This is a genomic window from Azospirillum sp. P4_B5 (assembly GCF_056402275.1).
This window is the reverse complement of record NZ_JBFUHT010000019.1, coordinates 111,483-137,310: the sequence shown is the minus strand read 5'-3', so window position 1 is coordinate 137,310 and position 25,828 is coordinate 111,483. Positions and strand designations below refer to the sequence as shown.

The following is a 25,828-nucleotide window of genomic DNA, read 5'->3' as shown; positions in this document are numbered from 1 at the left end:
TCCCAATCAGACAACCCGGAAGTTCTTGAACTGCCAGGGATCGTCGTGGTCGATGTCCTCGGGGAACAGGCGCTCGCGGTCCTGGAGCGGAGTCCAGTCGCCATAGGCGCCGACCAGCTCGCCGAGATAGGGCTTGGCGATCTCCAGGATGCGCTGGAAGTCGATCTCGTCCGGCTCGACGATGCCACGGTTGGGATTCTCCAGCGCCCAGACGATGCCGGCCAGGACCGCCACCGTCACCTGCAGCGATGTCGCGTTGTTGTAGGGCACCAGAGCGCGCGCCTCGTCGATGCCCAGGCGGGAACCGAACCAGTAGATGCCCTTCTTGTGGCCCATCAGCAGCACGCCCAACTCATCGGTGCCGCTGACGATCTCATGCATCATCAGGCGCTGGCTCGGCTGCATGTACCAGTTCTTGCCGGCCAGTTCGTGCACCGACTTCACCGCGTCGTCGCAGGGGTGATAGGCGTAATGCACGGTCGGGCGGTAGGTGACGTGGTTGCCATCGCGCTGGGTGTAGTAGTCGGCGATGGAGATCGCCTCGCTGTGGGTGATGAGGAAGCCGTGGAACGGCCCCTCCAGCGGGGTCCAGGTGCGCACGCGGGTGGAGGCACCGGGCCGCATCAGATAGATGGCGGCGTCGCAGCCGAACTCGTGGCGGCGCCCGTCCACGGGGAAATGCTTCTCGTGGCTGCCCCAGCCGAGTTCGGTGGGCTGGCAACCCTCGCCGACGAAGCCGTCGATCGACCAGGTGTTGACGAACTCGCCCACCTTCTTCGGCTCATTGGACACCTGGGTGTCGCGCTCGGCGATGTGGATCACCTTGACGCCCAGCTTGGCGGCCAGAGCGCCCCAGCCGGCGCGGTCCTTCGGGACCTCCGTCGATTCGCCGGTGTCCTCGGCGACGTTGAGCAGCGCCTGCTTCACGAAATGCGAGACGAGGCCGGGGTTCGCGCCATGGGTCAGAACGGCGGTCGGCCCGCCCTCGAAGGCGGCGCGGTGCGACAGCGCGGTCTCACGCAGGGCGTAGTTGGAGCGCAGCGACGGCGACAGGGACGGATCGGTGTAGCCGCCGGCCCACGGCTCGACGCAAGTGTCGATGTAGAGCGCGCCGACCTTGTGGCAGAACTCGAACAGGGCGACGGACGACACGTCCACCGACAGGTTGACCAGGAAATCGCCCTTGCCCAGCATGGGCTCAAGCACCTGGGCGTAATTCTCCTTCGTCAGCGGCAGGTTGATGAATTTGACGCCAAGCTCATCCGCCTCGGCATGACCGCGCTCCTCGGCGGTGACGATGGTGATCTGGTCCTTCGTGATTCCGATGTGGCGCAAAATCAGGGGCAACACTCCCTGGCCAATCGATCCGAAGCCGACAATGACCATGCGGCCGGTGAAGGTGATGTGCTTGGTGTCCAGGGTCATCTAAGACGGTCCCCCGTGGTTGGCGTGACAGAAATACAGCCCGTCACCCTCGCGCCTCTTGCAAAGGCGGAGGGTGGCGGACCAACGATGGTTTACGGTGATTTTTTAGGGATATCCACAGCTTTCCCGCGATGCGGGACTTATGCCACGCAGCTCTTCAGAACATAGCCGGGTGTTTCCAGCAGCGGCGCGTCCGAAACCTCGACCACGCGGGCTTGGTCGAACCCGTTGAAGGCGGTGCGCAGGCAGGAGCCGTAAGCCCCCAGCTGGCCCAGCTCGATCCAGTCTCCGGCACGGATGTCCGCCGGCAGGTGGAACGGGCCGTTCATGCGGTCCGCGCTGTCGCAGGTCGGGCCGTAGAAGGCGAAGGCCTCCACCGGCTCGTCCCCCATCGGCGCGAACGGACGGATCATGCGGGCCGGGAAGCGGAAGCCGGGGACGCCGGCGTCCGACAGGGCGCCGTAGACGCCGTCGTTGATGAACAGCTCGTTGCCGCGGCGCTTCACCACCTGCACGACCAGCGACACGCCCGGCGCGACCAGCGCGCGGCCCGGCTCGCACCAGACGCGGCAATGGGCCGGCAGGTCGAGCTTCGCCACGCCGCGGGCGATGGCCTCCATGAAGTCGCCGAGCGGCGGCGGGGTGACGCCCGGGTAGGAGACGGGGAAGCCGCCACCGACATCCAGAACGTCGATCACCACGCCCGACTCCGCGATGATGCGGCCGGCCAGCTCCAGCGCCCGCTCGTAAGCAGACGGGTCGAGCATCTGCGAGCCGACATGGAAGGACACGCCGACCTTCGGGGCGACCATCCGCACCGCCTGGAGCAGCTCGACCGCCTCGGCCGCCGGGGCGCCGAACTTGCCGGACAGGTCGTAGACCGCGTTGCCCTTGGGCAGGGCCAGACGCACGACGAGGCCGAGGTCCTGGGCGTCGCCCGTCTCCTCCAGGATCTTCTGCAGCTCCTCCATGCTGTCGAGCACGAAGTCGCGCACGCCGTACTGCTGGTAGGCGGAGCGGATCGCCTCGCGCCCCTTCACCGGGTGCATGTAATGCAGCACCGCGTCCGGGAACATCTGGCGGATCAGACGGATCTCGCCGGGCGAGGCGACGTCGAAATGGCGCACGCCGCCGGCCCACAGGGCGCGCAGCACCGCCGGCTCCGGGTTGCACTTCACGGCGTAGAGCACGTCGCCCGACACGGCGGCGTCGAAAGCGGCGACGAAGCTGGACGCGGTGTCGGCCAGGACGCCAGGACGGATGCAGTGCATCGGCTCCTCGGGACGGGCCAGCGCCACCGCCTGATGGACGGAGGTGCGGCGGTCCGACACCGGCGAAGCGCCGAAGGACGGGGCGGAGACGGAAACGCCGCGGCGAAGCGGGGCGACGGCGGAACGGGAACGGATGAAGCCCATGGCGCACTCCTTACCCTGGGCCACCCGGCGCGGGGCGGTCCAGCGAACAGACGGGAATCCGACACGGCCTTCAAAGCCGCGGACCGGAATTCGGGTTGTGGTGAAAGGTGACGGAGAAAAGCCGGGTCAAACGCTCACGAGCGGGCTAACAGCTCCGCAGGTTCAAAGCGTCGATGTCCGGCTATGGGCTACCGTCTGAGAGCCCTGCCGTGGAGAGCCAACATGCCTACCTCCCTCTCGGGACCGGCCCACTGATGACCGGTTCTGCCAAAAAGGACGCGGTACGTCGTTGCATAACCACAGAGGGCCATTGGCACGTGCGAGTGCGTCGTCCCCGATGAATTACGCTTTTTCCCCGGCGATTCAAGTGATTTTTTGATGACAGGCCGGTATCGGCCCGGGATCAGAACGATGGCGGCGATCAGCGGGGCGCCGCGTCCGCCGCCTCGGCGAAGGTCGGGCGGTCGGAACCGAGCACATGGTCTATCAGCCAGAAGCGCAGAAAGCCGCGCACCGCGACGCCGGGGTCGAGCCGTCCGTTCTCCACCTGCTGGCGGATGCGGGCGAACTGGCCCTCCAGCTGCCGGTGATGGTTGCGGTGGGCCACGAAACGGCCGGGCGCGACGCGGCGCAGCACCCCTTCCTCCATGGCGAAATGAGCGTGCACATGGTCGTGCAGAAGCCCCAGAAGGTCCAGCAATTCGCTGGTCGGCGCCCCTTGGCGGCTCATCGCGTCCAACTCGTTCATAAGGTCGGCGAGTTGGCGATGCTGCGCGTCGAGCGGCCCCACCCCGACGTCGAAGGCGCTGTTCCAGGCGATCAGGCTCCGCCCTTCCGGAGCCAGGGAGGCGTCGCGCACCAGCGCAGTATAATCGCCGTCATGCCGAATCTCATGCCCACACAACGCGGCGTCCAGCGTGCCCGCCACCGTGCACAGGAAGTCCGAGGTGACATCGCAGTCGCGCACATAGTCGATGAGCCGCCCGAACTGCTGGTCCAGCATCGCGTGATGGCTGGCGTGTTCCTCCCACCGGGTGAACCCGGCGGCGCGGATGATCACCTCCTCATGGTCGAAATGCATGCGCATCTCGTCCGCGAACCGGCTGAAGCGCGGAACCATGGAGTCACGGGAAGCGCCGGCCGCGCACGCGCGGCGGATGGCGTCGACATGGTCCATCAGCGAGCTGTGGGCCGCGTCGATGAAGCCGTTGCCCGTGCGCGGGACGGTATGGCCGTCCGTGGTCATGGAGCCTCCGAGGCGGGTGGCGCGCCGCCATGGGGTCGGCGCCGATACCGAAGGGCTTGTAACAGCACCGGTTTTCGCCCGCAATCGGCTGCGGCGAAAGGTAACGGCGGCGGCTGGGTCATGGAACGGCACCGGTTTCCGGCTCGAACTTCGGAAATCGGTCGGCGATCACGTCGCCGGTGAAGGACGCCACCCAGCCATCGGGGCGCGTGAAGAATCGGATGGCGGTGAACTCCGGGTCCGGCCCCATGTCGAACCAATGCTTCGTCCGCGCCGGGATGCTCAGCAGGTCGCCGGCACCGCAGACGATGCGGAACACCTTCTCCTCCATGTGCAGGTAGAAGGCGCCGCCGCCCTGCACGAAGAAGCGGGCCTCGTCCTCGTCGTGGGTGTGTTCCGCGAGGAAGGCGGCGCGGCGGGCCGCCGCGTCCGGCAGGCCGCGCGGCATCCGCACCACGTCGGCGGATTGGAAGCCCCGCGCCTCCTTCAGGGCCGCCACCGGCCCGGCGTAGGCCTCCAGCACCGCCTGGGCGTCGGCGGCGTCGGGGACGGCCCGGGGCTCCTGCCAGCGCTCGAACAGCACGCCGGCGAGCGCCAGATGGGCAGTGACCAGCGCCGGGTCGGCGGACGACAGTTCCACAACGGTGGGATCGGTGTCGCTGTAGACGGACAAACGTGCCATGGCCGCCTCGTTGTGCAGATGCACCCAGAATGAGGCGAAGCGGCGCCCGGCGCAACCAAAACGGTTAAAGCCATACCTCAGTATGCGCGCAACGAACGAATCAGCGGCGCAGCGCCAGCCCCAGCGCCACGATCACGCCGACCGCCAGCAGAAGCCCGACGAATCCGCCGACTCCGGCCCACCCGAACCCGTGCCAGAAGACGCCGCCCAGTGTCCCGGCGATGGTGGAGCCCATGTAGTAGCAGAACAGATAGATCGCCGAGGCCTGCCCGCGGTTGACCGGCGCCCGTTGCCCGATCCAGCCGGAGGCGATGGTGTGGACCCCGAAGAAGGCGAAGGTGAACAGGGCGATCCCCGGCGTCATCGTCCACAGGCTGTCCGGGGTCATCAGCGCCAGCCCGGCCGCCATCATCGCCGCAGCAGCGGCCAGCACCCGCCCGCGCCCCAGCCGCACCGCCAGCCCACCGAACAGCGGCGAGCTGACGACCCCGCAGAGATAGACCGTGAAGACCGCCCCGACCGCCGCCGGGCGGAGATCGAAAGGCGGCCCCAGCAGGCGGAAGCCGATGTAGTTGAAGACGGTGACGAAGGCCCCCATGGACAGGAACCCCATGGCGAACAGGGCGAGCAGCCCGCGATCCATCAGATGCCCGCGCCATGCCGCCGCCAGTTCCCGCATGCCCGCCGGCCGACGCTGGAAATTGCGCGACGTGGGAAGCGCGAACCACACCGCCAGCGCGGCGGCGATCCCGAGCGTGCCGATTACCCCCATCGCCATGCGCCAGGACGCGACGTCCGCCACCAGAGCCGTCAGCGCCCGGCCCGACATGCCGCCGAGCGCCGTTCCGCCGATGTACAGGCCCATGGTGACCCCGGCGGAGCGCGGGTCCACCTCCTCCGACACATAGGCCATGGCGACGGCGGGAAGGCCGCTGAGAGCCATCCCTTCCAGCGCCCGCACCAGCAGCAGCGAGGCCCAGTCCGGCGCCATCGCCCCGCTGATGCCCAGCGTGCCGGAGGCGAGCAGGGAAAGCGCCATGATCGCCTTGCGTCCGAACCGGTCGGACACCGCCCCGGCGATCAGAAGGGCGAAGGCCAGAACGCCAGTGGACACCGACAGCGCGAGGCTGGACTGCGCCGGCGTGACGCCGAACTCCCGCGTGAACTCCGGCATCAGCGGCTGTACGCAGTAGAGCGCGGCGAAGGTGGAGAAACCGGCCACGAAGAGGATACGGCTCGCCCGCTTGTAGGCCGGCGTGCCGGCGACGAGGTAATTCGCCGCCGCCCCCTGCCCCGCCGGTTCGATCTGAACCCTGCCGAAATCGCCGTCCGCCACGTCGGTCCGTCCCCATGATGCGCTGCAGCATGCACGCAGGAGGGGAATGTGCGCCCGCCACGGCGTCCTGTCCAACGGATCGGACGCAGTGCAGCAATATGATTCCGTTATGACAAACCGGCGGCCGGCTGGGTCAGGGGATCAGCGCGCCGAGGTCGAAATCCTTGGCGAAGGCGAGCATGGCGCCGCAGGCGCTGGCGGATGACACGCGCAGCACGCCGTTGCCGACGACGGTCGGGAACTTGCTCTTCTGAAGCGCCTGCTGGGCGCGCTCCAGGTCGGCCACCGTCAGCACTATGCCGGCCAGGAAGGGGCGCGCAACCGCCAGCGCCGGGTCGCCGGTCCATCCCCAATGAAGCGCGGCGGGGTCGGCGACCACGATCGGGGCGCTGCCGGTCGGCACGACGCGCGCCGGCCCCCGCGTCTCCACCACCGTGCCGAACAGGCGGGCGTAGGAGGCTGCGGTGGCGTCCGGATCGTCCGCGGCGACGACCAGGGCGGCGAGGCCGGTCACCGTGTTGTCGTGCTGGACCAGCTCCGGACGCCAGACCACCTCGGGGGTGTGGTGCTGGCACAGGAAGACCCGCCCGCCCCACTCCGGCACACCGTCAATCGGGGTCGTTGTGAAGCGCGCCTGCTGCGCGCCGCCCGGCAGCTCGACGGGGCGGCCGAACTCCACCGGCTCGCCCGCCGGATAGCCGGCCTCGACCAGGAGGCGTTGCGCCACCCGCGCGTCGTCGGTCTTCAGCGCCGCCGCGGCGATGCCCTCCCGAGTCTTCAACACGTCGCTGTAAAAAGCGGTGAAGGGGTGCGGCTGCTCAATGGCGAGCAGTTCCAGATAGTCGCCCGCCCCGAACATGCCCTTGAACATGATGGTGTGGTTGGCCGACTTGAGCTCCCCATGACGGCCCTTCGGCGAGATGGTGAAGCCCATGCGGCGATAGGCGTCCTGCGCCTTCTCCAGATCGCGGACGACGATAACGAGATGGTCGATGCCGTTGATTCCGTGTGCGCCCATGACCCTTGCCCTTCCGCTTTACCGGCCTTTCGCGTCCGGCCAGCCATAGTGCAAGGGGGCGGCGCAACGCAAGGGTCAGGGCGCCAGCGGTCGCTCACGCCATGCAGCGACGACATCCGGCATGGGCGGCGATTCTCTGTGCTCGCCATGGATCGCTAGAATCTCTGCCGGGGCGACCACGGCGCCGCGCGCCACGAAGGCGCCCTGCACCACCGCCAGCGCCGCCGTGCCCGCGGTGGTCTCCACCCGGTGCTCGATGAAGAAATACTTGTCGTCCCAGCACAGCACGCGGGTCGCTAGCTCGAAGCGCTGGAAGGGCGCCAGCGGACGGCGGAAGCGCAGGTTGGCGGCGCCGATCACCGGTTGCCAGCGGTGACGCAGGATCGACCGCCCCATCCCGGAGCGCAGCATCAGATCGACCCGCCCCAGGTCCATGACGCTGAAATAGCGGGCGTTGGTCATGTGCATGTTGAGGTCGAGGTCGGTCGGCCACACCCGGAAGCGCAGCCGCGCCGGTTCCAGGAACCCCACCGGCCGACCGGTCAGAGCGGCCACGATGACGGCAATCAGGCGGAACAGCAAATTCATAACCCTATCCCCTCCGGCCCGGCCGGGCGGACGGGACCGCACCGGCTCAGGCGCTCTTGGACGCCAATCCGCGCTCGTCCAGCGCGGCCTGCACCTGGGCCTCGATCTCCCGCAGTTCGCCCACGGTCGCCTCCAGGTCCTGGCGCTGCTGCTCCAGGTCCTTCAGCCGCGCGTCGATGCGCTTCTGCAGAACCTTCAACTGCTCCACCCCGCCATCGACGTTGTAGAGGTCGAGATACTCGCGGATCTCCGCCAGCGAGAAGCCCAGCCGCTTGCCCCGCAGGATCAGCTTCAGCCGGGCGCGGTCGCGCTTGGTGTAGACGCGGTTGTTGCCCAGGCGGTTGGGCGACAGCAGCCCCTTCACTTCGTAGAAGCGGAGGGCACGCGGCGTGATGCCCAGTTCCTCCGCCAACTGATTCACCGTGTAGAGCTGTTCCATGGTGGGGGGCACGCCTTCCGTCACGTCGCGCCGCGGCGGCGTGGGGGCGAGGGCCGCTCGTTCCACACCGCCGGACGGCGTCTCCGTTCCTACCACACACACCACGATGTGACAAAGCCGCGCGCCTTTCCCCCGTCACCCCTCCGGCTTCTCCAAACTCTCGGCGATCAGTTCCTTCTTCGACAGCTTGCCGACGGCCGTCTTGGGCAGCTCGGCGCGGAATTCGATCAGCTTCGGCATCTCGATCCGCGAGATCCTGTCGCGCAGGAAATCCTTCAATCGCTCCGCGGTCAGGCTGGCTCCAGGCCGGAGCTGGACGAAGGCCTTCGGGCTCTGGCCGCGGTAGTCGTCGGGGATGCCGATGACGCAGACCGCGACCACGTCCGGGTGCTGGTAGATGGCCTCCTCGATCATGCGCGGATAGACGTTGTAGCCGCCGCAAATGATCAGGTCTTTCAGCCGGTCGAGCAGGAAGACGTAGCCGTCCTCGTCCATCACCCCGACGTCCCCGGTGAACAGCCAGCCGCCGACGATGGTGCGCCGGCTCTCCTCGTCCTTATTCCAGTAGCCGGCCATGACGTTGGGGCCGGACAACACGACCTGCCCCTTCTCGCCCGGCGGCAGGACGCGGTCGGGATCGTCGAGCGCGCGGATCTGCACCATGATGCCGGGCAGCGGCAGGCCGATGGAGCCCTCCTTGTTGACCCCGGTCAGCGGGTTGCAGGCGCAGACCGGCGACGCCTCGCTGAGGCCGTAGCCCTCGACCAGCACGCAGCCGGTGGCCTCCTCGAACCGGCGCTTCAGCTCCATCGGCAACGGCGCCCCGCCGGAGATGCAGTAGCGGATCGACCGCATCGGGTGGCGCGCCACGTCGGGATGGCTCAGCAGCGCCTTGTACATGGTGGGCACGCCGGGCAGCAGGGTGGGCTTGCGCCGCGCGATGGTCTTCAGGACCTGCAGCGTGTCGAAGCGCGGCAGCATGACCAGCTCAGCCCCCGCCGCCAGCCCCATGTTCAGGATCACCGTCATGGCGAAGACGTGGAAGAAGGGCAGGACCGCGAGCATCCGCTCCTCCCCCAGCGCCATGCCGGGGAACCAGGCCTGGACCTGCCGGGCGTTCGCCACGAGGTTGGCGTGGGTCAGCATCGCCCCCTTGGGCACGCCGGTGGTCCCGCCCGTGTATTGCAGCACCGCCACGTCGCGCCGCGGGTCCAGCCGCACCGGCGGCATCACTCCGTCGTTGGCCAACAGCGCGTCGAAATCCACATGCCGCCCGTCCTGCGGGATGCTGGCCAGTTCGCTGCGCTTCAGGACGCGGAACAGCACGCTCTTCACCGGGGGCAGGATGGAGGCCATGCGGCAGACGACCACCGTCTTCAGCCGCGTGCGGTCCAGCATCGCCTCGATGCGCGGGTGGATCTGCTTCAGATCAAGCGTGACCATGATCTCGGTCCCGGAATCCTCGATCTGGTGCGCCAGCTCCCGCTCGACGTAGAGCGGGTTGTAGTTCACCACCGTGCCGCCGGCCTTCAGGATCGCGAAATAGGCGATCACGTAGGTCGGCGTGTTCGGCAGGCACAGCCCCACCCGCACACCTGGCCTCACCCCCATCGCGGCGAAGCCCTTGGCCGCCCGGTTCACCAGCCCCAGCACCTCCGCGTAGCGGTAGCGGCGGCCGAGGAAGTCCAGGCACGGACGGTCGGCGTAACGGCGGGCGGCCTCATCGAACAGTTCGGCCAGCGGGGTCACGGCGATGGGCTGGTCCCAGGCGATGCCCTCGGGGTAATGGGCCAGCCAGGAATGGGCCGGCGTGTCGTCCCCGAGGCTGCCCCGCCGCGCAAGATTCTCGGTCATCTCCGATCCTCCCGGCTGCGCGGTGGGTCAGGACAGGCGACGGCGGAAGGCGGTGCGGGGCGTTCGGAGTCCGGGCGCGGCGGCGGTCTGCATGGTTTCACTCCCCTCAATTGATTTGATGGTTCCCGGATCATTGAGGCGCCGGAAACGTTTTGGTTATGACGTTGACGTAAACGTAAAGCCGACTTACTGTCAAGATGCAACCAACATGAATCCAGGGGAGAGAGACCGATCCATGGTTGAGGACATCCTGCGCGAACTCCAAACCCGCTCCACCAGCTTCCGCAGCCTGAAGGCCGATGTCCGCTTCGCGCTGGAGGACGGCGAGGCGGTGCGGGTCAACGCCCGCGAGACACCCGTCGCCATCGCGCGGGAGGACGCCGGGGACGCCGATCCCGACTGCACCATCCGCATCTCGGCCGAGAACCTGAAGAAGCTGATGGACGGGCGGCTGAACCCGATGCTGGCCTTCACCATGGGCAAGCTGAAGGTGGACGGCTCGATGGGCGTCGCCATGAAGCTGGCGCAGCTTCTCGACGACTGAGCGCCCACGACCGAGAGACGGAAACCGGACGGCGGCACCACCGCGTTTCCGGCGACGTGGAACGCAACCATTGGTTCGACGCGCAGGACACGCTTTTGAAGACCCGCTTCAAGCGCAGCGGCTACGATGTTACCTACATCCTGGACTGAGATGTGTTCTGCGTGAGGGTGTGATGCCGCTGTTCGTGTTCCCCGACGACCCGTCCTGGAACGAGGAGGCCGACGCCGTGGAGTTCGCGGTGGAGGTCGGGGAGTATCACGGGCGGGTCTTCGTCCCGCGCCGCGCCTTGCAAACCCTCGCCGGCCATCTGCCGAAGCCGGATGAGGCGCTGCAGTATGTCTGCCTGAACCGCCCGGTCTTCGACAAGGCGGTGGAGGCCCGCATCATGGACCGCAAGCTGGACCCGGATGCGAACGTTCACCTGACGGCGCGGGATGTGCGGCGGGTGGCGCCGTAGGGGGCGAGCGGTTGAACTGAGCCCCCWCCCAACCCTCCCCCGCTTCGCAGGGGAGGGCTTTTCTCCTCCCCCTGCGCAGCTCTCGCGCAAACCAAAGGTTTGCACTGACGCGACAGGCGGACCGCCGGTCCGCCGAGAGCGGGGGGAGGTCGGGAAGGGGGGGCCCGGCTCGACCACCCCCACCCTCAAATGCTGTAATTGTCCGCGATTCCCGACCGCAGTTGTTCGACCTGCTCGCGGAAGCCGCCGCTGTCGCGGCCCGGCTCGTTGCGCACGTCCTGGACGATGCGCGCCGGGCTGCCGCCCAGCACGATGATGCGGTCGGCGAGATGCACGGCCTCCTCCAGGTCGTGCGTGACGAACAGAACGGTCTTGCCGGTTTCGCGGTGGATGCGCAGCAACTCGTCCTGAAGGCTGTGCCGCGTGATGGCGTCGAGCGCGCCGAACGGCTCGTCCATCAGCAGGATGTCGGGATCGACGGCCAGGGCGCGGGCAATGCCGACGCGCTGGCGCTGGCCGCCCGAAAGCTCGTAGGGCCAGCGCCGGCCGTAATCGTCCAGCCGGACGAGCCGCAGCGCGGCGGCCACCCGCTCCTCCCGCTCGGCGGTGGAGATCGGCAGACCCTCCAGCCCGAAGCGGACGTTCTTGGCGACCCGCCGCCAGGGCAGCAGGCGGGCGTCCTGGAAGACGAGGCTGACCGGGCGGTGCCCCGGCTTCTTCGTCTCATGGATGGTGACGGCACCGGCACGCGCCGTGTGCAGCCCGGCGACGACGCGCAGCAGGGTCGACTTGCCGACGCCGGACGGTCCGACGATGGCGACGAAGCTGCCGCGCTCGATGGACAGGTCGACGTCCACGAGGACCGGCGGGGCCTCGGCGCCGTAGCCGATCGCGACGCCCTTCAGGTCGATCACAGCAGAGCCGTTCACTTTTGCCATGCCAGCACCCGCTGCTGAACCTGCATGAACAGGAAGTCGCACACGCCGTAGAGCGCCGCGATGGTGACCATGTAGAGCACGACGATGTGCGTGGCGAGCAGGCCGGAGGCGTCGGACATGCGCGCGCCCAGGCCGGAGATGCCGAACAGCTCCGCCGCCACCACGGTCATCCAGCCCTGCCCCAGCCCAGCCCGCACGCCGGACAGGATGCCCGGCAGCGCGCCGGGCAGGACGATCTTGAACAGGCGCGGGATCAGCCCGCCCTGTCCGAAGGCGTGGCCGAGTTCGATCAGGTCCTTGTCCACCCCGCGCACCGCGCTGTAGGTGGCGTAGTAGTTGATCCAGAAGACCGTCAGCGCAATCAGGAAGGTCGCCGCCGACTCGCTGACGCCGAACCAGATGATGGCGAAGGGAATCCAGGCGATGGACGGGATGGGGCGCAGCATGCGCACCACCCAGGCCTGGAAGGCGTCCCAGATCCCCCAGGTCGCCGCCGCAGTGCCAAAGGCGATGCCCAGCAGGGTGCCGAGCACCAGCCCCGACAAATAGTGCGACAGGCTGGCGAAGACCATCGCCTGCCAGGTTCCGGAGCGGAACTCCGCGAGGAAGGCGCCGGGCACCGCGCTGGGCGACGGCAGCAGCCCGGCGGGCACGACGCCGCTGCGCGCCAGCGCTTCCCAGGCGAGCAGGAAAGCGCCGACGCCGAGCGCCGACAGGGCGATGGAGCTGTGGAGCTTCAACGGTTGACGCATCGCGCTTACTTCGCGGCGGCCGCGTCGTAGAAGCGGAAGTCGAACGCCTCCGCCACCGGGACGGTGCCCTCGGCGGAGCCGATCTCCTTGGCGTAGGCCATCATCTGCTCGACCGCCGGAACCACGCCGTGCGGGTCGGCGACGAACTTGGAACCCGGCGAGCGGAAGGCGGCCTCCAGCGTGGCCGGCTCCATCAGACCCTTGCCCAGATATTCGTTGGCGACCTTGCCGGAGCGGGCCGGGTCCTTGGCGATCTGATCCACGGCGCGGATGTGCGCCTTGAGAAGGCGGGTCAGCGCCTCGCCATGCTCCTTGGCGACCGGGCCGCGGACCGCGATGACGGTGCCGGGCTGGTTCGGGAACATCTCCGCGCCGGTGGCGAGCAGCCCGACGTTCGGGTCGACCTTCTGGGTGACGGTCACCGTCGGCTCACGAATGGTGGCGGCATCGAGGGCGCCGGCGAGCAGGGCCTGCTGGGTCTTCTCGATTCCCATGGAGATGATCTCCACGTTGGCCGGGTCGGCCTTCACCACCTTGAACAGCCAGTGGCGCAGCACGGTGTCCGGAACCGAGCCCGGCGGCTGCGTGCCGATCTTCACCTTGCGGCCGCTGTCGGCGACGAACGTCGCGATGGACTCCGCGGTCGCCCTGCCGCCCAGCGCCTTGGCGAAGTCGCCGCGGCTGGCGACGACCATCTCCTCGACCGCCGAATTGGCGATGACCGACACGTCCGCCCCCTTGGAGCGGGCGACCAGGACCGGGGCGACGCCGGCGTAGAGCAGATCGATCTTGCCGGCGGCCATCGCCTGGATCGCGTGCGGGCCGGATTCGAACTTGGTCAGCTTCAGATCGATGCCCGCTTCGCGCGCCCAGCCTTCGCCTTCCAGGATGAACAGCGGCGCGGCGGCGAGGATGGGAATGTAGCCGACCTCCAGCTTCACCGGATCGGCGGCGCGGGCCGCGCCGGGCGTCAGGGCGGTCAGGGACGCGGCGGTCAGGGATGCGACGGCGGCCACAGCCAGCATCGCGGAACGTCGGGTCAGGGCGGTCATGGGATCCATCCTCGCAGGAAATTGCCCGCCTATTTAGCACATCTCCTATCGGAAGGAAGAGTGAATTGCACAAATTTGCGTGATGCAATGAGCAATTTAACTGTGCAAAGTAGTTCTTTTGGTCGTTAAAAGCCCCGGCAAAAGCGGCTCTCCCAGCCACCGACCTTTGCCGTCACGATTACTTCAACCTCTAATTATCATTTATAAAAGATTAGCAATCAGAAACCCTTTATCCGGCATGAGCCACAGCGGGAGAGGGAACATGACGGCCATCGACTCCACAAAGGCGCAGCCCTTCGCATCCACCCTTTCCCAATGGACCAGAACCGGCCCGACGAGGCTTCAACCCTCCATCCCGGAGAACGGCTCCAGCCCCGAGGGCGATCAGGTGACCTTGTCTGCTCAGGCCAAAGGCCTCATGGCCGGCGGTTCGGGAGCGAATCCGGCCAAGGGAGCACCGAAGGAGTTCGCCATCACGGGCATCCCGCCGGCGAGCAGCGACCCGACGGACGATTATTTCGCGAAAATGCATAAGTATTTTGAGGATCTGAACAATTTTACAAAGAAGGCCCTCGGCCTGGGCGATCGGGCGGACATGACGGGGATTGGACTCACCGGCGACATCATAAACATCATGAAGAAGGCGGCGGCGAAGGCGGGCATCGTCGAGCCGGAAATGCCCGCCTCGATCAAGGCGATGAAGGAGGAACGCGAGGCGCGCAGCGCGTCCGAACCGGAGAAGGAGCCAGGACCGGGGATGAAGGGGACCTCTCTGATCACCCTGTACATGCCGGAGGAGGAAGGCGGCGGACAGGTTGAAATGTGGATCGACAACAAGGGCCTGGACAAGCTTGCCGACCTGTCGTCGCAGACGGTCAAATCCAGCCTCGTCGACCTGATGAAGGGCGACGACAAGGCGGCTGCGGCGAACGCCGCGATCGACAACGGCATCTTCGGAAAGGCCTTCGCGGAGAACGCCGCCTGGCATCCGGAATTCCGGACCCCGAAGGCGCGGATGGCCTATTTCGACCCGAGCGCGGAACCCGGCGAAACCCCGTTGTTCATGATCCAGTCGAAGCAGCAAGCCGGATACGTGTCCCAGCACGCCGGTGATCTGGCGGCAAGCCTCATCAACCTGCTGAAGGCGGCAAAGGATTGAGGCGCCGACCTCCCCTTCCCGAAGGAAACGGAAAGCCGACGCCCCTCGTGATGCCCGTCCGCGTTACACCCGGTCGCGCTTCAGGGCGTTCCGGCCGAAGGCGCCGTCCACATAGTCGAGCAGTTCACCCAGCGCCTCCACCGGGGTGACCGCGCCGGTGTCGATGGTCAGCTCCGCCGACTCCGGCGCCTCGTAGGGGGCGGAGACGCCGGTGAACTCCGGAATCTCGCCGGCGCGCGCCCGGCGGTACAGGCCCTTGGGGTCGCGCGATTCGCAGGTGGCGAGATCGGCGGCCACATAGACCTCGTGGAAGCGCTCGCCACCGATGGCCCGCGCCCGCGCCCGATCGGCCTGGAGCGGCGAGATCAGCGAGGCGATGACCAGCACACCGGCGTCCGCGAACAGCTTGGCCGTCTCGGCGACGCGACGGATGTTCTCCGCCCGGTCCTCCGCCGAGAAGCCCAGCCCGGCGTTCAGGCCGTTGCGGACATTGTCGCCGTCCAGCACGAAGACCTGCCAGCCGCGGTCGAACAGGGCGCGCTCCAGCGCCATGGCCAGCGTGGACTTGCCAGCCCCGGACAGGCCGGTCAGCCAGAGGACGCCGCCCTTGTGGCCGTTGGCGGCGTTGCGCTCGTCCGCGGTGACGGCGTGCGACACCTCGGTCGTGTTGGCCGAGGCGGCGGGCCCCTCGTCCACCTCGACGACGATGCAGCCGCCGACCACGTCGTGGCCGTCGATCAGCACGCCGCGCCCGGTGCGAGACAGCGCCGACGCGAGGTCGACGGCGATCGGCGAGCGGGAGCGCAGGACGACCTCGGCCACCTCGTTGCGGTGGACGGCCTTGGCCGGGGTGCTCGACAGGTCCTCGATGTCGATGACGGCGGTGATGCTCTCCACCGTCACGCGATGCTCGCCCGTCGTGATCTTCAGCGTGTAGGTCTTGCCGACCGCCAGCGGCTCCGAGGTCAGCCAGAAGGCGCGGACGCCCAGCCGGTGGGTGACGTGCGGCGCCCCTTCCTCATGGTGCGCGACATGGCCGCGCTCGGCGAAGATGCGCTTGTCCAGCGTGATGCCGATGCTCTGCCCGGCCTGGGCGGCGACGATGGGCTGGCTGTGGTTCCACCCCTCGATGCTGACCACCGTGGCGGTGGCGCCGGTCGGCGAGAAGCGCAGCGTGTCGCCGACGCGCAGGCGCCCGCTCTCGATGCGGCCGGCCAGGATGCGGCGGTCGTCGGGCTTGTAGACGTCCTGCAGCGGGAAGCGCAGCGGCAGTTCGGTCGGCGCCTGCTGCGGGCGGAAGGCATCCAGCGCCTCCACCACGGTCGGGCCGTCGTACCAGGGCGCCTTGTCGGAGCGGGTGACGATGTTGTCGCCGTGGCGCGCCGCGATCGGGATCACCGTGGAGGTGTGCAGGCCGAGTTCCGCCAGATAGGCGCGGATCTCCTGCGACACCGCCTCGAACCGGTACTGGTCGAAATCGACGCGGTCCATCTTGTTGACGGCGACCGCCACCTGGCGCACGCCCAGCAGATGCAGCAGGAAGGCGTGGCGCCGCGACTGCTCCAGCGCGCCCTCGGCGGCGTCGATCACCAGCAGGGCGGCGTCGGCCTGCGAGGCGCCGGTCACCATGTTCTTGAGGAACTCGGTATGGCCCGGCGCGTCGATGATGACGTAGGGGCGCTGCTCCGTCTTGAAGTGGATCTGCGTGGTGTCGATGGTGATGCCCTGGTCGCGCTCGGCCTGGAGCGCGTCCATCACGAAGGCCCACTCGAAGGGCATGCCGCGCTTGCGGCTCATCTCGTGGACCTGCTCCACCTTGCCGTCGGGCAGGCTGCCGGTGTCGTTCAGCAGGCGCCCGATCAGCGTCGACTTGCCGTGGTCGACATGGCCGACGATGACGATGCGGAGCTGGCCGTTCAATTCGTTCCGGATGTCCATGGTCCCAATCCCCGCTTCTTACATATAGCCCGAGCTGCGCAGGCGCTCGAAGCTGTCCTCGGCCTCGTTGTCCATGGCGCGGCCGGCGCGCTCCGGAATGCGGGTCACGACCAGTTCGGCGATGATCTCGTCGATGGTGCCGGCGGTGCTGTCCACCGGGAAGGTGATGTTCTTCTCGCCCAGCGAGCGGTAGCGCTTGCCGTCCTTGGCGAAATACAGCGGGACGATGGGAATCCCCTCGCGCTTGGAATAGCGCCAGATGTCCAGCTCGGTCCAATGCAGCAGCGGGTGGATGCGGACGTGGGTGCCTTCGTCGAAGCGGGTCTTGTAATGGTCCCAGAACTCCGCCGGCTGGTCCTTCACGTCCCAGTCGCCTTCCAGCGAGCGCGGGGAGAAGACGCGCTCCTTGGCGCGGGTCGCCTGCTCGTCGCGACGGATGCCGACCATGATGCCCTGGTACTTGCCGGCGCGGAGCAGGTTCTTCAGCCCCTCCGTCTTGCGGGCGGCAGCGCGGGTCAGCGGCGGCAGGGTCTGGTCCATATCCGCTTCCGGCGGGCACGCCTCCACCCGCAGGTCGAGGTCCCACTCCCCGGCGATGCGGTCGCGGAAATCATAGACCTCCTGAAGCTCCATCGCGGTGTCGAGCTGGACGACCGGGAACGGAACGCGCCCGAAGAACGCCTTGCGGCAGAGCCAGAGCAGGACGTTGCTGTCCTTTCCGATCGACCACAGCAGAGCCAGCTTGTCGATGCGGTTGTAGGCCTCGCGGAGGATGTAGATGCTCTGGCTCTCAAGGTAATCGAGATCGGCGGTCATGGTGCGGTTCCGGTCTTCTTGAAGGTGTGAATGCCGCATTCGGTCTTGGCGGTTCCGGCCCAGCGGCCCGACCGCGGGTCCGCACCGGGAGCGACGCGCTCGGTGCAGGTGAAGCAGCCGATGGACAGGAAGCCGTCGGCTTCAAGCGGGTGGCGCGGCAGGTTGCGCCGGGTGAATTCCTGCTCGATCCGCTCGCGGTCCCAGTGGGCCAGCGGGTTGATCTTGATGCGGCCCGTGCCCTCTTCCGCCTCGAACAGGGGAAGAGCGGCGCGCGTGGTGGCCTGGAAGCGCTTGCGCCCGGTCACCCAGGCGTCGAAGCCCTCCAGCGCGCGGTCCAGCGGCACCGTCTTGCGCAGATGGCAACAGGCGTCGTGCGAGCGGGTGAACAGCAGGCCGTCGGGGTCCTCCGTGGCCAGTTCCGCGTCGGTCGGGCCGATCGTCCGCACGCCGGTCAGGCCGAGCGCCGATACCAGCTTGTCACGGTAGCGCAGCGTTTCCCCGAACAGCTTCCCCGTGTTGACGAAGAGCACCGGAAAGGACGGGTCGGCTTCCGCCGCCAAGGCGAGCAGCACCGCCGATTCCGTTCCGAAGGACGAAACCACAGCGACGCGGCCGTCGAATTCATCACGCAGAAGAGCGTTCAGAAGCACCGCCCCGTCCAGCCGTCCGTAACGTTCGGTCAGATCGGCCACGCGGTCGCGTTTCACAGCCCGAGCAAGTCCATCAAGCATGGCCTGTTTGCCTATCCACTAAGTGGAGTATTTGTTCTGAATTGCACATTAACACCAGTTTCACGGCGTTGCAATGCATATACATTGTCTATATGTATTATAGGTTTAAGAGAGTTTGTGAAATCTGTTGATTGCACCCCGCCATCGCGCTTAAATGCGCCCATGATGCCTTTTCACGATAACTTCGGTGTGCATTCCGGGTGGCGGCGGTGATCCCGGTCGCTCTCGACCCGACGCATGTGCGGATCGCGCTGGTCGGCCAAGGGCCGCTGGCGAAGCGCCGTCTCGCGCAGTTGCTGGCGGGCGGTGCGGCACCGGCGGTCTATTCACCGGAACCGGATGCGGAATTGACCGCCCTCTCAGGTGCGGCCCTGCGCCGCGCCCTGCCCTCGCCCGCCGATCTCGATGGCGTGCAGGTGCTGTTCGTCGTCGGCATCGACGATCCCGACGCAGAGGCGCTGGCCCATCAGGCGCGCGAACGCAACATCCTGGTCAACGTCGAGGATGTGATTCCGCTCTGTGATTTCCACGCGCCGTCTGTGATACGGCGCGGCGACCTTCTGATGACCGTTTCCACCGGCGGCCGGAGCCCGGCGCTGGCCCAACTTCTCCGCGAACGGCTGGAGACGCTGTTCCCCGCCGTCTGGGCGGACCGGCTGGCGGAAGTCGCCGCGCTCCGCGACCGCCTGCGCGCCACGGGCGCCAAGGGACCCGAGGTGCTGCGCGCCTGCCGGGACATGATCGCCGCCAAAGGATGGCTGCCATGATCGCATCTTCACTTCTGTCCCGGACTCTCCTGTCCCGCCTGCCCGCCTTCGAGCCGGGCAGCGTCTGGCTGGCCGGGGCCGGCCCCGGCGATCCGGGCCTGCTGACCCTGCTGGCCGCCAAGGCACTGGGCGAGGCCGACGCCATCGTCCACGACGCGTTGGTCGGCGACGGCATCCTGGAGGCCGCCAACCCCGACGCCCTTCTGGTGGACATGGGCAAGCGCGCCGGCCACCCCTCGCCCAAGCAGCAGGCGATCAACGCACGGCTGGTGGAGCTGGCGCGCGAAGGCCGGCGGGTGCTGCGGTTGAAGGGCGGCGACCCCTTCGTCTTCGGGCGCGGCGGCGAGGAGTGCCTGGCGCTGGCCGAGGCCGAAATCCCCTTCCGCGTGGTGCCCGGCGTCACCGCGGGGATCGGCGGGCTGGCCTACGCCGGCATCCCGGTGACCCACCGCGGCTTCGGCACCACGGCGACCTTCGTCACCGGCCACGACAAGACCGGCGGTCTTCCCGCCGATCTGGACTGGGACGTCCTGGCGCGGATGCCCGGCGCTCTGGTGTTCTACATGGCGCTGGGCACCATCGGGACCATCGCCGAACGGCTGGAAGCCGCCGGCAAGCCGCCGATGACCCCGGTCGCCATCGTGTCGAGCGCCAGCACTGAGGCGCAGAGCGTCATCGAGACCAATCTTGCCCATTGCGCGCGGGACGTCGTGCGTCTACAGGCCAAGCGCCCCGCGATCGTCGTGGTCGGCGAGGTCGTGCGGCTGCGCGCCCTGATCGGCGCGTGGCAGCAGACCACCGGCCAGCATCCGTTTCCCATCGCCGTGTCGGCGTGAGCGTACGTGTTAGGAGTTGAAGGCATGGCGTTGAACGACAAGTCCAGCAACGAGGCGGCGTTGAAGGCCATCACCGCCAACCGCCTGCGCGACGGCGAGGTGATCTTCCTCGCCCCCGGCCCGGATCTCCGCTGGGTGGAACGTCTGGACGACGCCGCCCTGTTCGAGGACGACGACTCCGCCGAAACCGCCCTGGCCGCCGCCAAGACGCAGGCCGAGGGCGAGCAGTTCGCCGTGGACGTCTACGCCTTCGACCTGCGCGTCGTGGACGGGCAGCGGGTGCCGGTCAAGACGCGTGAGCGCATCCGGGCGCTCGGCCCCACCGTCCGCATCGATCTCGGCAAGCAGGCTGCGGCCTGAACCGGGCGGCCAACATTCTTATTAGGGCGAGTTCCATGAACCACATCGCGCCCGGCCGCAACGCCGGGGTCTACAGCTACGACGACATCGACCGCCGCTTCGTCACGGAGCGCGTGGAGCAGTTCCGCGCCCAGGTCGAGCGCCGCCTGTCCGGCGAGCTGACGGAGGACGAGTTCAAGCCGCTGCGGCTGATGAATGGCCTCTACCTCCAGCTCCACGCCTACATGCTGCGCGTCGCCGTTCCCTACGGCGTCCTGACCTCGCGGCAGCTCCGCAAGCTGGCCGAGATCGGGCGCAAGTACGACAAGGGCTACGGCCACTTCACCACCCGCCAGAATCTCCAATTCAACTGGATCAAGCTGGAGGACACCCCGGCGATCCTGCACGAGCTGGCCGAGGTGGACATGCACGCGCTGCAGACCAGCGGCAACTGCGTGCGCAACGTGACAACCGACCAGTTCGTCGGCGCCGCGCGCGACGAGGTGGTGGATGGGCGCGTCTACGCCGAGATCCTGCGGCAGTGGACGACCCTACATCCCGAATTCACCTATCTGCCGCGCAAGTTCAAGATCGCCATCATGGGGTCGGACGCCGACCGCGCGGCCATCCGCGTCCATGACGTCGGCGTCTTCGCCAAGCGCAACGAGCGGGGGGAGGTCGGCTTCACCTTCTACGTCGGCGGCGGTCTGGGCCGGTCGCCCTTCATCGGCAAGCTGATCCGCGACTGGGTGCCCGAGGAGGACTTCGTCGCCTATCTCGAAGCCATCCTGCGCGTCTACAACCAGTATGGCCGGCGCGACAACATCTACAAGGCGCGCATCAAGATCCTCGTCCACGAGCTGGGCCAGGAGAAATTCACCCAGGAGGTCGAGGAGGAGTTCGCCCGCCTGCGCGGCCCGAAATACCGCCTCGCCCCGGAGATCATCGACGAGATCCGGCGCCGCTTCGGCGGCCCGGCCTTCGAGACGCTGACCGACGAGCCGGAGTCCTTCCAGGCCGCCAAGGCGGCGAACCCGGACTTCGCCCGCTGGGTGGCGGTCAACGTGCTGGCCCACAAGGTCCCCGGCTACGCCGCCGCCACCATCTCCCTGAAGCCCGCCGGCGGCATCCCCGGTGACGCCACGTCGGAGCAGATGGAGCTGATCGCCGATCTGGCCGACGCGCACAGCTTCGGCGAACTCCGCGTCAGCCACGCCCAGAACCTCGTTCTGGCCCATGTCCGCCAGGACGCGCTGTTCACGCTGTGGACGGCGCTGGAGGCCAACGGGCTGGGCACGCCGAACGCCGGGCTGATCGGCGACATCATCGCCTGCCCCGGCCTCGACTACTGCGCGCTGGCCAACGCCCGCTCGATCCCGCTGGCCCAGGCCATCTCGGCCCGCTTCGCCGACCCGGCGCGCCAGCAGACCATCGGCGAGCTGGGCATCAAGATCAGCGGCTGCATCAACGCCTGCGGCCATCACCATGTCGGCGCCATCGGCATCCTGGGCGTGGATAAGAAGGGCGAGGAGTTCTACCAGATCACCGTCGGCGGCGACCCGACCCTGACCACGGCCATCGGCGACATCCTCGGCCCGGCGGTGACCGCCGACGAGACGGTGGACGCCATCGAGGCCATCGTCGAGGTCTATCTGTCCAACCGGCACGACGGGGAGCGTTTCATCGACACGCTGAAGCGCGTCGGCCACGGCCCGTTCAAGGAGAGAGTCTATGCCGCTCATTAAGGACGGCCGCATCGTCGAGGATGAGTGGGTCGCGGTCGCCGACGGCGAGCCGGTTCCCGCCGACCGCCCCGCCATCGTCACCTTCGAGCGCTGGCAGGCGGAGCGCGCGAGCTTCGACGGCCGCAACGCGGCGCTCGGCGTCCGGGTCAAGAGCGGGACCCTGGCCCCGGCCATCGCGCCGGACCTGGACCGCTTCGCCCTGGTGGCGATCGAGTTCCCCAAGTTCCGCGACGGCCGCGGCTTCTCCACGGCGCGCGAGCTGCGGGAGCGCTATGGTTACGAGGGGGAGATGCGGGCGGTCGGGCACGTCATCCCCGATCAGTACCGCTTCCTCCTGCGCACCGGCTTCACCTCCGCCGAGGCGCCGGAGAACACCAACCCGGAGAGCTGGGCGCATGCCCTGACGGAAATCAGCGTCGCTTTCCAGCCGTCGCTGGACGACCCGCAGCCGCTGTCGCTCCTGCGCCGCCGCCTGGGGTCCTGACACGCATCGCGCCGCGCCCTTTCCCAAAAGCATGGGAGCGGGCGCGGCGCGGTTCACATCCCGCCAAACGCCCAGAACAGCCCGGCCGCCGCCGCGGCGGCAAGCGCGACCAGCACCCCGGCGGCGGTACGCCGCAACCGGGCCTCGCGCCGTTCGACCTCCTGGCGCTTTCTCAGAAGATACTGCTGCTCCGGCCCGAGAAAGGCCCCCGAATCGCCGTCCAGAGAGACGGAGCGTTTCGCATTGCCCCGGCTTCGTACGACAGGGGACATCCGGACCTGCGGTCGCGGCACCCGTCCCTCAAGGACCATCGATTCGCCCGCCAGAGAGCGTCCTGCCGCCGACCGGCCGCGACCCGCCCTTTTGGATGCCTTGCGTCTTTTGCTCGCCATGCTTTTCACCTCTCCGTCCGCCCGCGGAGCATAGCGGTCCCGGCCCGCTTATCCAGTCCCGGAACGCGACAAGCCAGCAAAGTCACACCGCATGCATTCCGAGTCTTATGCCGAAGCATCGGGCAATTGAGGCGAATTTACGGCAACTCCACCTTAGTCCCCACGAATGCGGGCGAACGACTGGAAAAATCCCGACAACATTGCTCACGCGGCCCGCCGAAATCCGTACTATGCGGCATCGCGCCGATGCAGCCAGGATTTTCGCATGTCCCATGACGTTCCGCTTATTTCCATGATCGCCATCGCATTCGGGTTGGCCTTCTTCTTCGGATACCTCGCTGATCGCATTCGCTTGCCTCCCCTCGTCGGGTATCTGGTCGCCGGCATCATCATCGGTCCCTTCACGCCGGGCTTCGTTGCCGACGGTGCCTTGGCCGCCCAGTTGGCCGAGATCGGCGTCATTCTCCTGATGTTCGGCGTCGGTCTTCATTTCTCGCCTTCGGACCTGCTGGCGGTCCGGAAAATCGCCATTCCCGGCGCGGTCGGACAGATCGGCCTCGCCACCGCGTTGGGCGTCGGGCTGGCCTGGCTGTGGGGCTGGAGTCTCGGCGCCGGCCTCGTGCTGGGCCTCAGCCTGTCGGTGGCGAGCACGGTCGTGCTGTTGAAGGCCCTGGAAGAGCGCGACATGCTGAACACCGCCGAAGGCCGCGTGGCGGTCGGCTGGCTGATCGTCGAGGACCTCGCGATGGTTCTTGCGCTCGTTCTGCTGCCGGCCCTGGCGGAGGTCCTGGGCGGCCACGCGCCGGGCGTCGCTGGGGGCGCCGCTGGGGGCCATGGCGCCGGCTCGGAGGGTCCGATCTGGCTGACGCTGGCCATGACGCTGGGCAAGGTGGCGGCCTTCTCCGTTCTGGCGATCGTGCTCGGCCCGCGCGTCGTTCCGGTGATCCTGACCAACGTGGCGCGGACCGGCTCGCGCGAGTTGTTCACCCTGTCCGTTCTCGCCATCGCGCTCGGCGTCGCCTACGGCTCGGCGGTTCTGTTCGGCGTGTCCTTCGCTCTGGGCGCCTTCTTCGCCGGCGTGGTGCTGAACGAGTCGCGCTTCAGCCACAAGGCGGCCACCGATTCGATGCCGTTGCAGGACGCTTTCGCCGTTCTGTTCTTCGTGTCGGTCGGCATGCTGTTCGACCCGTCGATCCTGTTGCGCGACCCTCTGGCGGTCATCGCCGTGGTGGCCCTGATCGTGGTCGGCAAGTCGCTGATCGCTTTCGGAATCGTGATCCTGCTGCGCTTCCCAGTGGGCATGGGTCTGGCGGTGTCGGCCAGCCTCGCGCAGATCGGCGAATTCTCCTTCATTCTCGTCGGGCTGGGCCTGTCGCTCGGCCTGTTGCCGGAGGAAGGGCGCGACCTCGTGCTGGCCGGGGCGCTGCTGTCGATCACCTTGAATCCGGCGGTCTTCGCGGGCGTTGCAGCGCTGCGCAAGCATCTCCAGGCCAAGCGCGCCGCCGGTGTGCCGCCCTATGGTTGGGAGCAGTTCGAGCAACTCCAGAGCAGCCTCGCCGACGCCCGCCACCAAGCGGAGGAGCGCGAGAAGGAGCACGACCTGCAAATCCAGGCGCTGGCCAAGACCTTCCCGGTGCTGTCTCTGCTGGACGCCCACGAGCAGGAGCGGCTGATGATGCTGTTCCGGCCCAAGTCGGCGGTGCCCGGCGAGCGGATCATCCGCAAGGGCGACCGCGCCAACGCCATGTACTTCATCTCCTCCGGCGCCGTGGAGGTGCTCATGGAAGGCCAGACCATTCGCCTGGGCGCTGGCACGATGTTCGGCGAGATGGCGCTGCTGAGCGGCCAGCGGCGCAACGCCGACGTCGCTGCGGTCGACTACTGCCAGCTTCAGGTTCTGGAACGGCGCGACTTCAACCAGTTCACCGCCCGCCATCCGGCGCTGCGCACCGCCCTGATCGACATGGCCGCGCAACGGCGCAAGATGAATCAGCAGGACGCCGCCACCGACGAGGCCATGGCCGCATCGGAGAGCGCCGCCTGAGCCGACGCGGTTTGCAACGGAACCGCCACCGGCTTCTCCAGAGAGGCCCGGCGGCTTCCGCAAACCGGCCGTTGGAGAAAAGCAAAAGAAAAGGCCTTGGAGCCGATCAGCTCCAAGGCCTTTTCATCTTCCGGAACATTGGTCGGAGCGACAGGATTTGAACCTGCGACCCCCAGACCCCCAGTCTGATGCGCTACCAGGCTGCGCTACGCTCCGTTCGACGGACCGCCCTTCGTTCCGGAAGGGAGCGGGACTATAGCCGGGACCTTGGTCCAACGCAAGCGCTACAGTTCACTTTTTCTCACGCTTCTCGAATTTCTTTCTCTTCTTCCACCGCGAGCAGAAGACGCGCCTCCCTCAACTCATCGATGGCCTGCGCGATGGCCTGCCGGATGGTGTCCGACAGGCCGTCGAGCGCAATGATCGGAGCGTTCACCGCCACGACGTCCAGAGCCCCGCGCACCTCATCCGAAGTGGGCTCAGGAGCGACCGGCTCCAAGCGAACCGGCTCAAGGGGGAGCGGTTCATCCGCCTCCGCCCTCCGGGCGTCCGGATCGTCGTCCACCTTCCCGTCCTTCAGAAGGCGCTGGACACCCTTGATCGTGTAGCCTTCGCCATACAGCAGGTTCTGAATCTGCCGCAGCAGTTCCACGTCTTCCGGGCGGTAGTAGCGCCGCCCTCCACCGCGCTTGAGCGGGCGGAGTTGCGGGAACTTGCCCTCCCAGAAACGCAGCACATGCTGCGGCACGTCCAGGTCGGACGACACCTCGCTGATCGTGCGGAACGCCGTGGCGGACTTCGTGGTGCCGCGCGCCTTCATATCCGGGAAAC

26 protein-coding genes and 1 tRNA gene are annotated in these 25,828 nt (G+C 67.7%); 9 read left to right on the top strand and 18 right to left on the bottom strand.

Annotated features, from left to right (window positions below):
* Nucleotides 1–6: 6 nt before the first annotated feature.
* The 9 genes from AC1DVI_RS16890 to AC1DVI_RS16850 all read right to left on the bottom strand — a co-directional run bounded on the left by AC1DVI_RS16890 (nucleotide 7) and on the right by AC1DVI_RS16850 (nucleotide 10,003).
* Entirely contained in the window at nucleotides 7–1,425 is a 1,419-nt protein-coding gene (locus tag AC1DVI_RS16890) for a homospermidine synthase (protein WP_476958943.1), read from the bottom strand.
* A gap of 140 nt (nucleotides 1,426–1,565) precedes the next feature.
* On the bottom strand, nucleotides 1,566–2,840 hold the full coding sequence (locus AC1DVI_RS16885) for a type III PLP-dependent enzyme (protein ID WP_476958942.1): 1,275 nt from the start codon (nucleotides 2,838–2,840) through the stop codon (nucleotides 1,566–1,568).
* Between the two features lie 421 nt (nucleotides 2,841–3,261).
* On the bottom strand, nucleotides 3,262–4,086 hold the full coding sequence (locus tag AC1DVI_RS16880) for a hemerythrin domain-containing protein (RefSeq protein ID WP_476958941.1): 825 nt from the start codon (nucleotides 4,084–4,086) through the stop codon (nucleotides 3,262–3,264).
* Between the two features lie 118 nt (nucleotides 4,087–4,204).
* On the bottom strand, nucleotides 4,205–4,768 hold the full coding sequence (locus AC1DVI_RS16875; protein WP_476958940.1) for a 1,2-dihydroxy-3-keto-5-methylthiopentene dioxygenase: 564 nt from the start codon (nucleotides 4,766–4,768) through the stop codon (nucleotides 4,205–4,207).
* Between the two features lie 100 nt (nucleotides 4,769–4,868).
* The gene (locus AC1DVI_RS16870) at nucleotides 4,869–6,104 is read right to left on the bottom strand and encodes an MFS transporter (protein WP_476958939.1); all 1,236 of its coding nucleotides are present in this window, start codon (nucleotides 6,102–6,104) and stop codon (nucleotides 4,869–4,871) included.
* Nucleotides 6,105–6,237: 133 nt separating this feature from the next.
* The gene (locus AC1DVI_RS16865) at nucleotides 6,238–7,122 is read right to left on the bottom strand and encodes a VOC family protein (RefSeq protein ID WP_476958938.1); all 885 of its coding nucleotides are present in this window, start codon (nucleotides 7,120–7,122) and stop codon (nucleotides 6,238–6,240) included.
* 75 nt (nucleotides 7,123–7,197) lie between these two features.
* On the bottom strand, nucleotides 7,198–7,710 hold the full coding sequence (locus AC1DVI_RS16860) for a thioesterase family protein (RefSeq protein ID WP_476958937.1): 513 nt from the start codon (nucleotides 7,708–7,710) through the stop codon (nucleotides 7,198–7,200).
* A gap of 46 nt (nucleotides 7,711–7,756) precedes the next feature.
* On the bottom strand, nucleotides 7,757–8,149 hold the full coding sequence (locus AC1DVI_RS16855) for a MerR family transcriptional regulator (protein WP_094302185.1): 393 nt from the start codon (nucleotides 8,147–8,149) through the stop codon (nucleotides 7,757–7,759).
* 135 nt (nucleotides 8,150–8,284) lie between these two features.
* Entirely contained in the window at nucleotides 8,285–10,003 is a 1,719-nt protein-coding gene (locus tag AC1DVI_RS16850; RefSeq protein ID WP_476958936.1) for a long-chain-fatty-acid--CoA ligase, read from the bottom strand.
* A 235-nt stretch (nucleotides 10,004–10,238) separates the two neighbouring features.
* Between AC1DVI_RS16850 and AC1DVI_RS16845 the strand changes: the two genes are divergently transcribed.
* Nucleotides 10,239–10,547 carry an SCP2 sterol-binding domain-containing protein gene (locus AC1DVI_RS16845; RefSeq protein ID WP_476958935.1) on the top strand — a complete coding sequence of 103 codons (309 nt, stop codon included), beginning with the start codon at nucleotides 10,239–10,241 and terminating at the stop codon, nucleotides 10,545–10,547.
* Between the two features lie 172 nt (nucleotides 10,548–10,719).
* Complete coding sequence (locus AC1DVI_RS16840) at nucleotides 10,720–11,004, top strand: DUF1488 family protein (RefSeq protein WP_038527656.1); 285 nt, start codon at nucleotides 10,720–10,722, stop codon at nucleotides 11,002–11,004.
* Between the two features lie 185 nt (nucleotides 11,005–11,189).
* Here AC1DVI_RS16840 and AC1DVI_RS16835 read toward each other — a convergent pair whose 3' ends face one another.
* Genes AC1DVI_RS16835 through AC1DVI_RS16825 form a run of 3 tightly spaced genes read right to left on the bottom strand, consistent with a single transcriptional unit; the run spans nucleotide 11,190 to nucleotide 13,746 of the window.
* Entirely contained in the window at nucleotides 11,190–11,942 is a 753-nt protein-coding gene (locus AC1DVI_RS16835; RefSeq protein WP_038527654.1) for an ABC transporter ATP-binding protein, read from the bottom strand.
* Complete coding sequence (locus AC1DVI_RS16830; RefSeq protein ID WP_476958934.1) at nucleotides 11,930–12,694, bottom strand: ABC transporter permease; 765 nt, start codon at nucleotides 12,692–12,694, stop codon at nucleotides 11,930–11,932. The genes AC1DVI_RS16835 and AC1DVI_RS16830 overlap by 13 nt, the downstream gene beginning before the upstream one ends.
* A gap of 5 nt (nucleotides 12,695–12,699) precedes the next feature.
* On the bottom strand, nucleotides 12,700–13,746 hold the full coding sequence (locus tag AC1DVI_RS16825; protein ID WP_476958933.1) for an ABC transporter substrate-binding protein: 1,047 nt from the start codon (nucleotides 13,744–13,746) through the stop codon (nucleotides 12,700–12,702).
* A gap of 262 nt (nucleotides 13,747–14,008) precedes the next feature.
* On the opposite strand from AC1DVI_RS16825, the gene AC1DVI_RS16820 reads away from it, so the two are divergent.
* A complete protein-coding gene (locus tag AC1DVI_RS16820; protein ID WP_476958932.1) occupies nucleotides 14,009–14,905 on the top strand; it encodes a hypothetical protein in 897 nt (298 codons plus the stop codon).
* 63 nt (nucleotides 14,906–14,968) lie between these two features.
* On the opposite strand, the gene cysC is transcribed toward AC1DVI_RS16820, so the two are convergent.
* The 3 genes from cysC to AC1DVI_RS16805 are packed head-to-tail and all read right to left on the bottom strand — an operon-like array spanning nucleotide 14,969 to nucleotide 18,390.
* Nucleotides 14,969–16,843 (bottom strand): adenylyl-sulfate kinase, encoded by a 1,875-nt coding sequence (gene cysC / locus AC1DVI_RS16815; RefSeq protein ID WP_476958931.1) that lies wholly within the window; start codon nucleotides 16,841–16,843, stop codon nucleotides 14,969–14,971.
* An 18-nt stretch (nucleotides 16,844–16,861) separates the two neighbouring features.
* Complete coding sequence (gene cysD / locus AC1DVI_RS16810) at nucleotides 16,862–17,659, bottom strand: sulfate adenylyltransferase subunit CysD (protein ID WP_476958930.1); 798 nt, start codon at nucleotides 17,657–17,659, stop codon at nucleotides 16,862–16,864.
* Nucleotides 17,656–18,390 carry a phosphoadenylyl-sulfate reductase gene (locus tag AC1DVI_RS16805; RefSeq protein ID WP_476958929.1) on the bottom strand — a complete coding sequence of 245 codons (735 nt, stop codon included), beginning with the start codon at nucleotides 18,388–18,390 and terminating at the stop codon, nucleotides 17,656–17,658. Before AC1DVI_RS16805 ends, cysD begins: the two co-directional genes overlap by 4 nt.
* Before the next feature lie 209 nt (nucleotides 18,391–18,599).
* Between AC1DVI_RS16805 and AC1DVI_RS16800 the strand changes: the two genes are divergently transcribed.
* The 5 genes from AC1DVI_RS16800 to AC1DVI_RS16780 are packed head-to-tail and all read left to right on the top strand — an operon-like array spanning nucleotide 18,600 to nucleotide 22,561.
* The gene (locus AC1DVI_RS16800) at nucleotides 18,600–19,157 is read left to right on the top strand and encodes a precorrin-2 dehydrogenase/sirohydrochlorin ferrochelatase family protein (RefSeq protein ID WP_476958928.1); all 558 of its coding nucleotides are present in this window, start codon (nucleotides 18,600–18,602) and stop codon (nucleotides 19,155–19,157) included.
* Nucleotides 19,154–19,993: a uroporphyrinogen-III C-methyltransferase gene (gene cobA / locus AC1DVI_RS16795; protein ID WP_476958927.1), complete on the top strand. Its 840-nt coding sequence runs from the start codon at nucleotides 19,154–19,156 to the stop codon at nucleotides 19,991–19,993. The genes AC1DVI_RS16800 and cobA overlap by 4 nt, the downstream gene beginning before the upstream one ends.
* A gap of 24 nt (nucleotides 19,994–20,017) precedes the next feature.
* Complete coding sequence (locus AC1DVI_RS16790) at nucleotides 20,018–20,353, top strand: DUF2849 domain-containing protein (protein WP_476958926.1); 336 nt, start codon at nucleotides 20,018–20,020, stop codon at nucleotides 20,351–20,353.
* Between the two features lie 35 nt (nucleotides 20,354–20,388).
* Complete coding sequence (locus tag AC1DVI_RS16785; RefSeq protein WP_476958925.1) at nucleotides 20,389–22,077, top strand: nitrite/sulfite reductase; 1,689 nt, start codon at nucleotides 20,389–20,391, stop codon at nucleotides 22,075–22,077.
* On the top strand, nucleotides 22,064–22,561 hold the full coding sequence (locus tag AC1DVI_RS16780; RefSeq protein ID WP_476958924.1) for a DUF934 domain-containing protein: 498 nt from the start codon (nucleotides 22,064–22,066) through the stop codon (nucleotides 22,559–22,561). The genes AC1DVI_RS16785 and AC1DVI_RS16780 overlap by 14 nt, the downstream gene beginning before the upstream one ends.
* Nucleotides 22,562–22,614: 53 nt before the next feature.
* On the opposite strand, the gene AC1DVI_RS16775 is transcribed toward AC1DVI_RS16780, so the two are convergent.
* Complete coding sequence (locus AC1DVI_RS16775) at nucleotides 22,615–22,833, bottom strand: hypothetical protein (RefSeq protein WP_476958923.1); 219 nt, start codon at nucleotides 22,831–22,833, stop codon at nucleotides 22,615–22,617.
* 385 nt (nucleotides 22,834–23,218) lie between these two features.
* Between AC1DVI_RS16775 and AC1DVI_RS16770 the strand changes: the two genes are divergently transcribed.
* The gene (locus AC1DVI_RS16770; RefSeq protein WP_476958922.1) at nucleotides 23,219–24,997 is read left to right on the top strand and encodes a cation:proton antiporter domain-containing protein; all 1,779 of its coding nucleotides are present in this window, start codon (nucleotides 23,219–23,221) and stop codon (nucleotides 24,995–24,997) included.
* 139 nt (nucleotides 24,998–25,136) lie between these two features.
* On the opposite strand, the gene AC1DVI_RS16765 is transcribed toward AC1DVI_RS16770, so the two are convergent.
* Both AC1DVI_RS16765 and AC1DVI_RS16760 read right to left on the bottom strand, forming a co-directional pair.
* Nucleotides 25,137–25,213 (bottom strand) — tRNA-Pro (locus tag AC1DVI_RS16765).
* Nucleotides 25,214–25,298: 85 nt separating this feature from the next.
* Entirely contained in the window at nucleotides 25,299–25,817 is a 519-nt protein-coding gene (locus AC1DVI_RS16760) for a MerR family transcriptional regulator (protein WP_476958921.1), read from the bottom strand.
* Nucleotides 25,818–25,828: the final 11 nt, after the last annotated feature.

What these genes read in the sequence shown, in the direction of transcription:
- AC1DVI_RS16845 (WP_476958935.1), top strand. Translation starts at nt 10,239, where the DNA reads ATGGTTGAGGACATCCTGCGCGAACTCCAAACCCGCTCCACCAGCTTC.
- AC1DVI_RS16820 (WP_476958932.1), top strand. Translation starts at nt 14,009, where the DNA reads ATGACGGCCATCGACTCCACAAAGGCGCAGCCCTTCGCATCCACCCTT.
- cobA (WP_476958927.1), top strand. Translation starts at nt 19,154, where the DNA reads ATGATCGCATCTTCACTTCTGTCCCGGACTCTCCTGTCCCGCCTGCCC.
- AC1DVI_RS16785 (WP_476958925.1), top strand. Translation starts at nt 20,389, where the DNA reads ATGAACCACATCGCGCCCGGCCGCAACGCCGGGGTCTACAGCTACGAC.
- AC1DVI_RS16835 (WP_038527654.1), bottom strand. Translation starts at nt 11,942, where the DNA reads ATGGCAAAAGTGAACGGCTCTGCTGTGATCGACCTGAAGGGCGTCGCG.
- AC1DVI_RS16830 (WP_476958934.1), bottom strand. Translation starts at nt 12,694, where the DNA reads ATGCGTCAACCGTTGAAGCTCCACAGCTCCATCGCCCTGTCGGCGCTC.
- AC1DVI_RS16840 (WP_038527656.1), top strand. Translation starts at nt 10,720, where the DNA reads ATGCCGCTGTTCGTGTTCCCCGACGACCCGTCCTGGAACGAGGAGGCC.
- AC1DVI_RS16890 (WP_476958943.1), bottom strand. Translation starts at nt 1,425, where the DNA reads ATGACCCTGGACACCAAGCACATCACCTTCACCGGCCGCATGGTCATT.
- AC1DVI_RS16885 (WP_476958942.1), bottom strand. Translation starts at nt 2,840, where the DNA reads ATGGGCTTCATCCGTTCCCGTTCCGCCGTCGCCCCGCTTCGCCGCGGC.
- AC1DVI_RS16850 (WP_476958936.1), bottom strand. Translation starts at nt 10,003, where the DNA reads ATGACCGAGAATCTTGCGCGGCGGGGCAGCCTCGGGGACGACACGCCG.
- cysD (WP_476958930.1), bottom strand. Translation starts at nt 17,659, where the DNA reads ATGACCGCCGATCTCGATTACCTTGAGAGCCAGAGCATCTACATCCTC.
- AC1DVI_RS16805 (WP_476958929.1), bottom strand. Translation starts at nt 18,390, where the DNA reads ATGCTTGATGGACTTGCTCGGGCTGTGAAACGCGACCGCGTGGCCGAT.
- AC1DVI_RS16860 (WP_476958937.1), bottom strand. Translation starts at nt 7,710, where the DNA reads ATGAATTTGCTGTTCCGCCTGATTGCCGTCATCGTGGCCGCTCTGACC.
- AC1DVI_RS16770 (WP_476958922.1), top strand. Translation starts at nt 23,219, where the DNA reads ATGTCCCATGACGTTCCGCTTATTTCCATGATCGCCATCGCATTCGGG.
- AC1DVI_RS16780 (WP_476958924.1), top strand. Translation starts at nt 22,064, where the DNA reads ATGCCGCTCATTAAGGACGGCCGCATCGTCGAGGATGAGTGGGTCGCG.
- cysC (WP_476958931.1), bottom strand. Translation starts at nt 16,843, where the DNA reads ATGGACATCCGGAACGAATTGAACGGCCAGCTCCGCATCGTCATCGTC.
- AC1DVI_RS16855 (WP_094302185.1), bottom strand. Translation starts at nt 8,149, where the DNA reads ATGGAACAGCTCTACACGGTGAATCAGTTGGCGGAGGAACTGGGCATC.
- AC1DVI_RS16825 (WP_476958933.1), bottom strand. Translation starts at nt 13,746, where the DNA reads ATGACCGCCCTGACCCGACGTTCCGCGATGCTGGCTGTGGCCGCCGTC.
- AC1DVI_RS16865 (WP_476958938.1), bottom strand. Translation starts at nt 7,122, where the DNA reads ATGGGCGCACACGGAATCAACGGCATCGACCATCTCGTTATCGTCGTC.
- AC1DVI_RS16880 (WP_476958941.1), bottom strand. Translation starts at nt 4,086, where the DNA reads ATGACCACGGACGGCCATACCGTCCCGCGCACGGGCAACGGCTTCATC.
- AC1DVI_RS16760 (WP_476958921.1), bottom strand. Translation starts at nt 25,817, where the DNA reads ATGAAGGCGCGCGGCACCACGAAGTCCGCCACGGCGTTCCGCACGATC.
- AC1DVI_RS16775 (WP_476958923.1), bottom strand. Translation starts at nt 22,833, where the DNA reads ATGTCCCCTGTCGTACGAAGCCGGGGCAATGCGAAACGCTCCGTCTCT.
- AC1DVI_RS16790 (WP_476958926.1), top strand. Translation starts at nt 20,018, where the DNA reads ATGGCGTTGAACGACAAGTCCAGCAACGAGGCGGCGTTGAAGGCCATC.
- AC1DVI_RS16875 (WP_476958940.1), bottom strand. Translation starts at nt 4,768, where the DNA reads ATGGCACGTTTGTCCGTCTACAGCGACACCGATCCCACCGTTGTGGAA.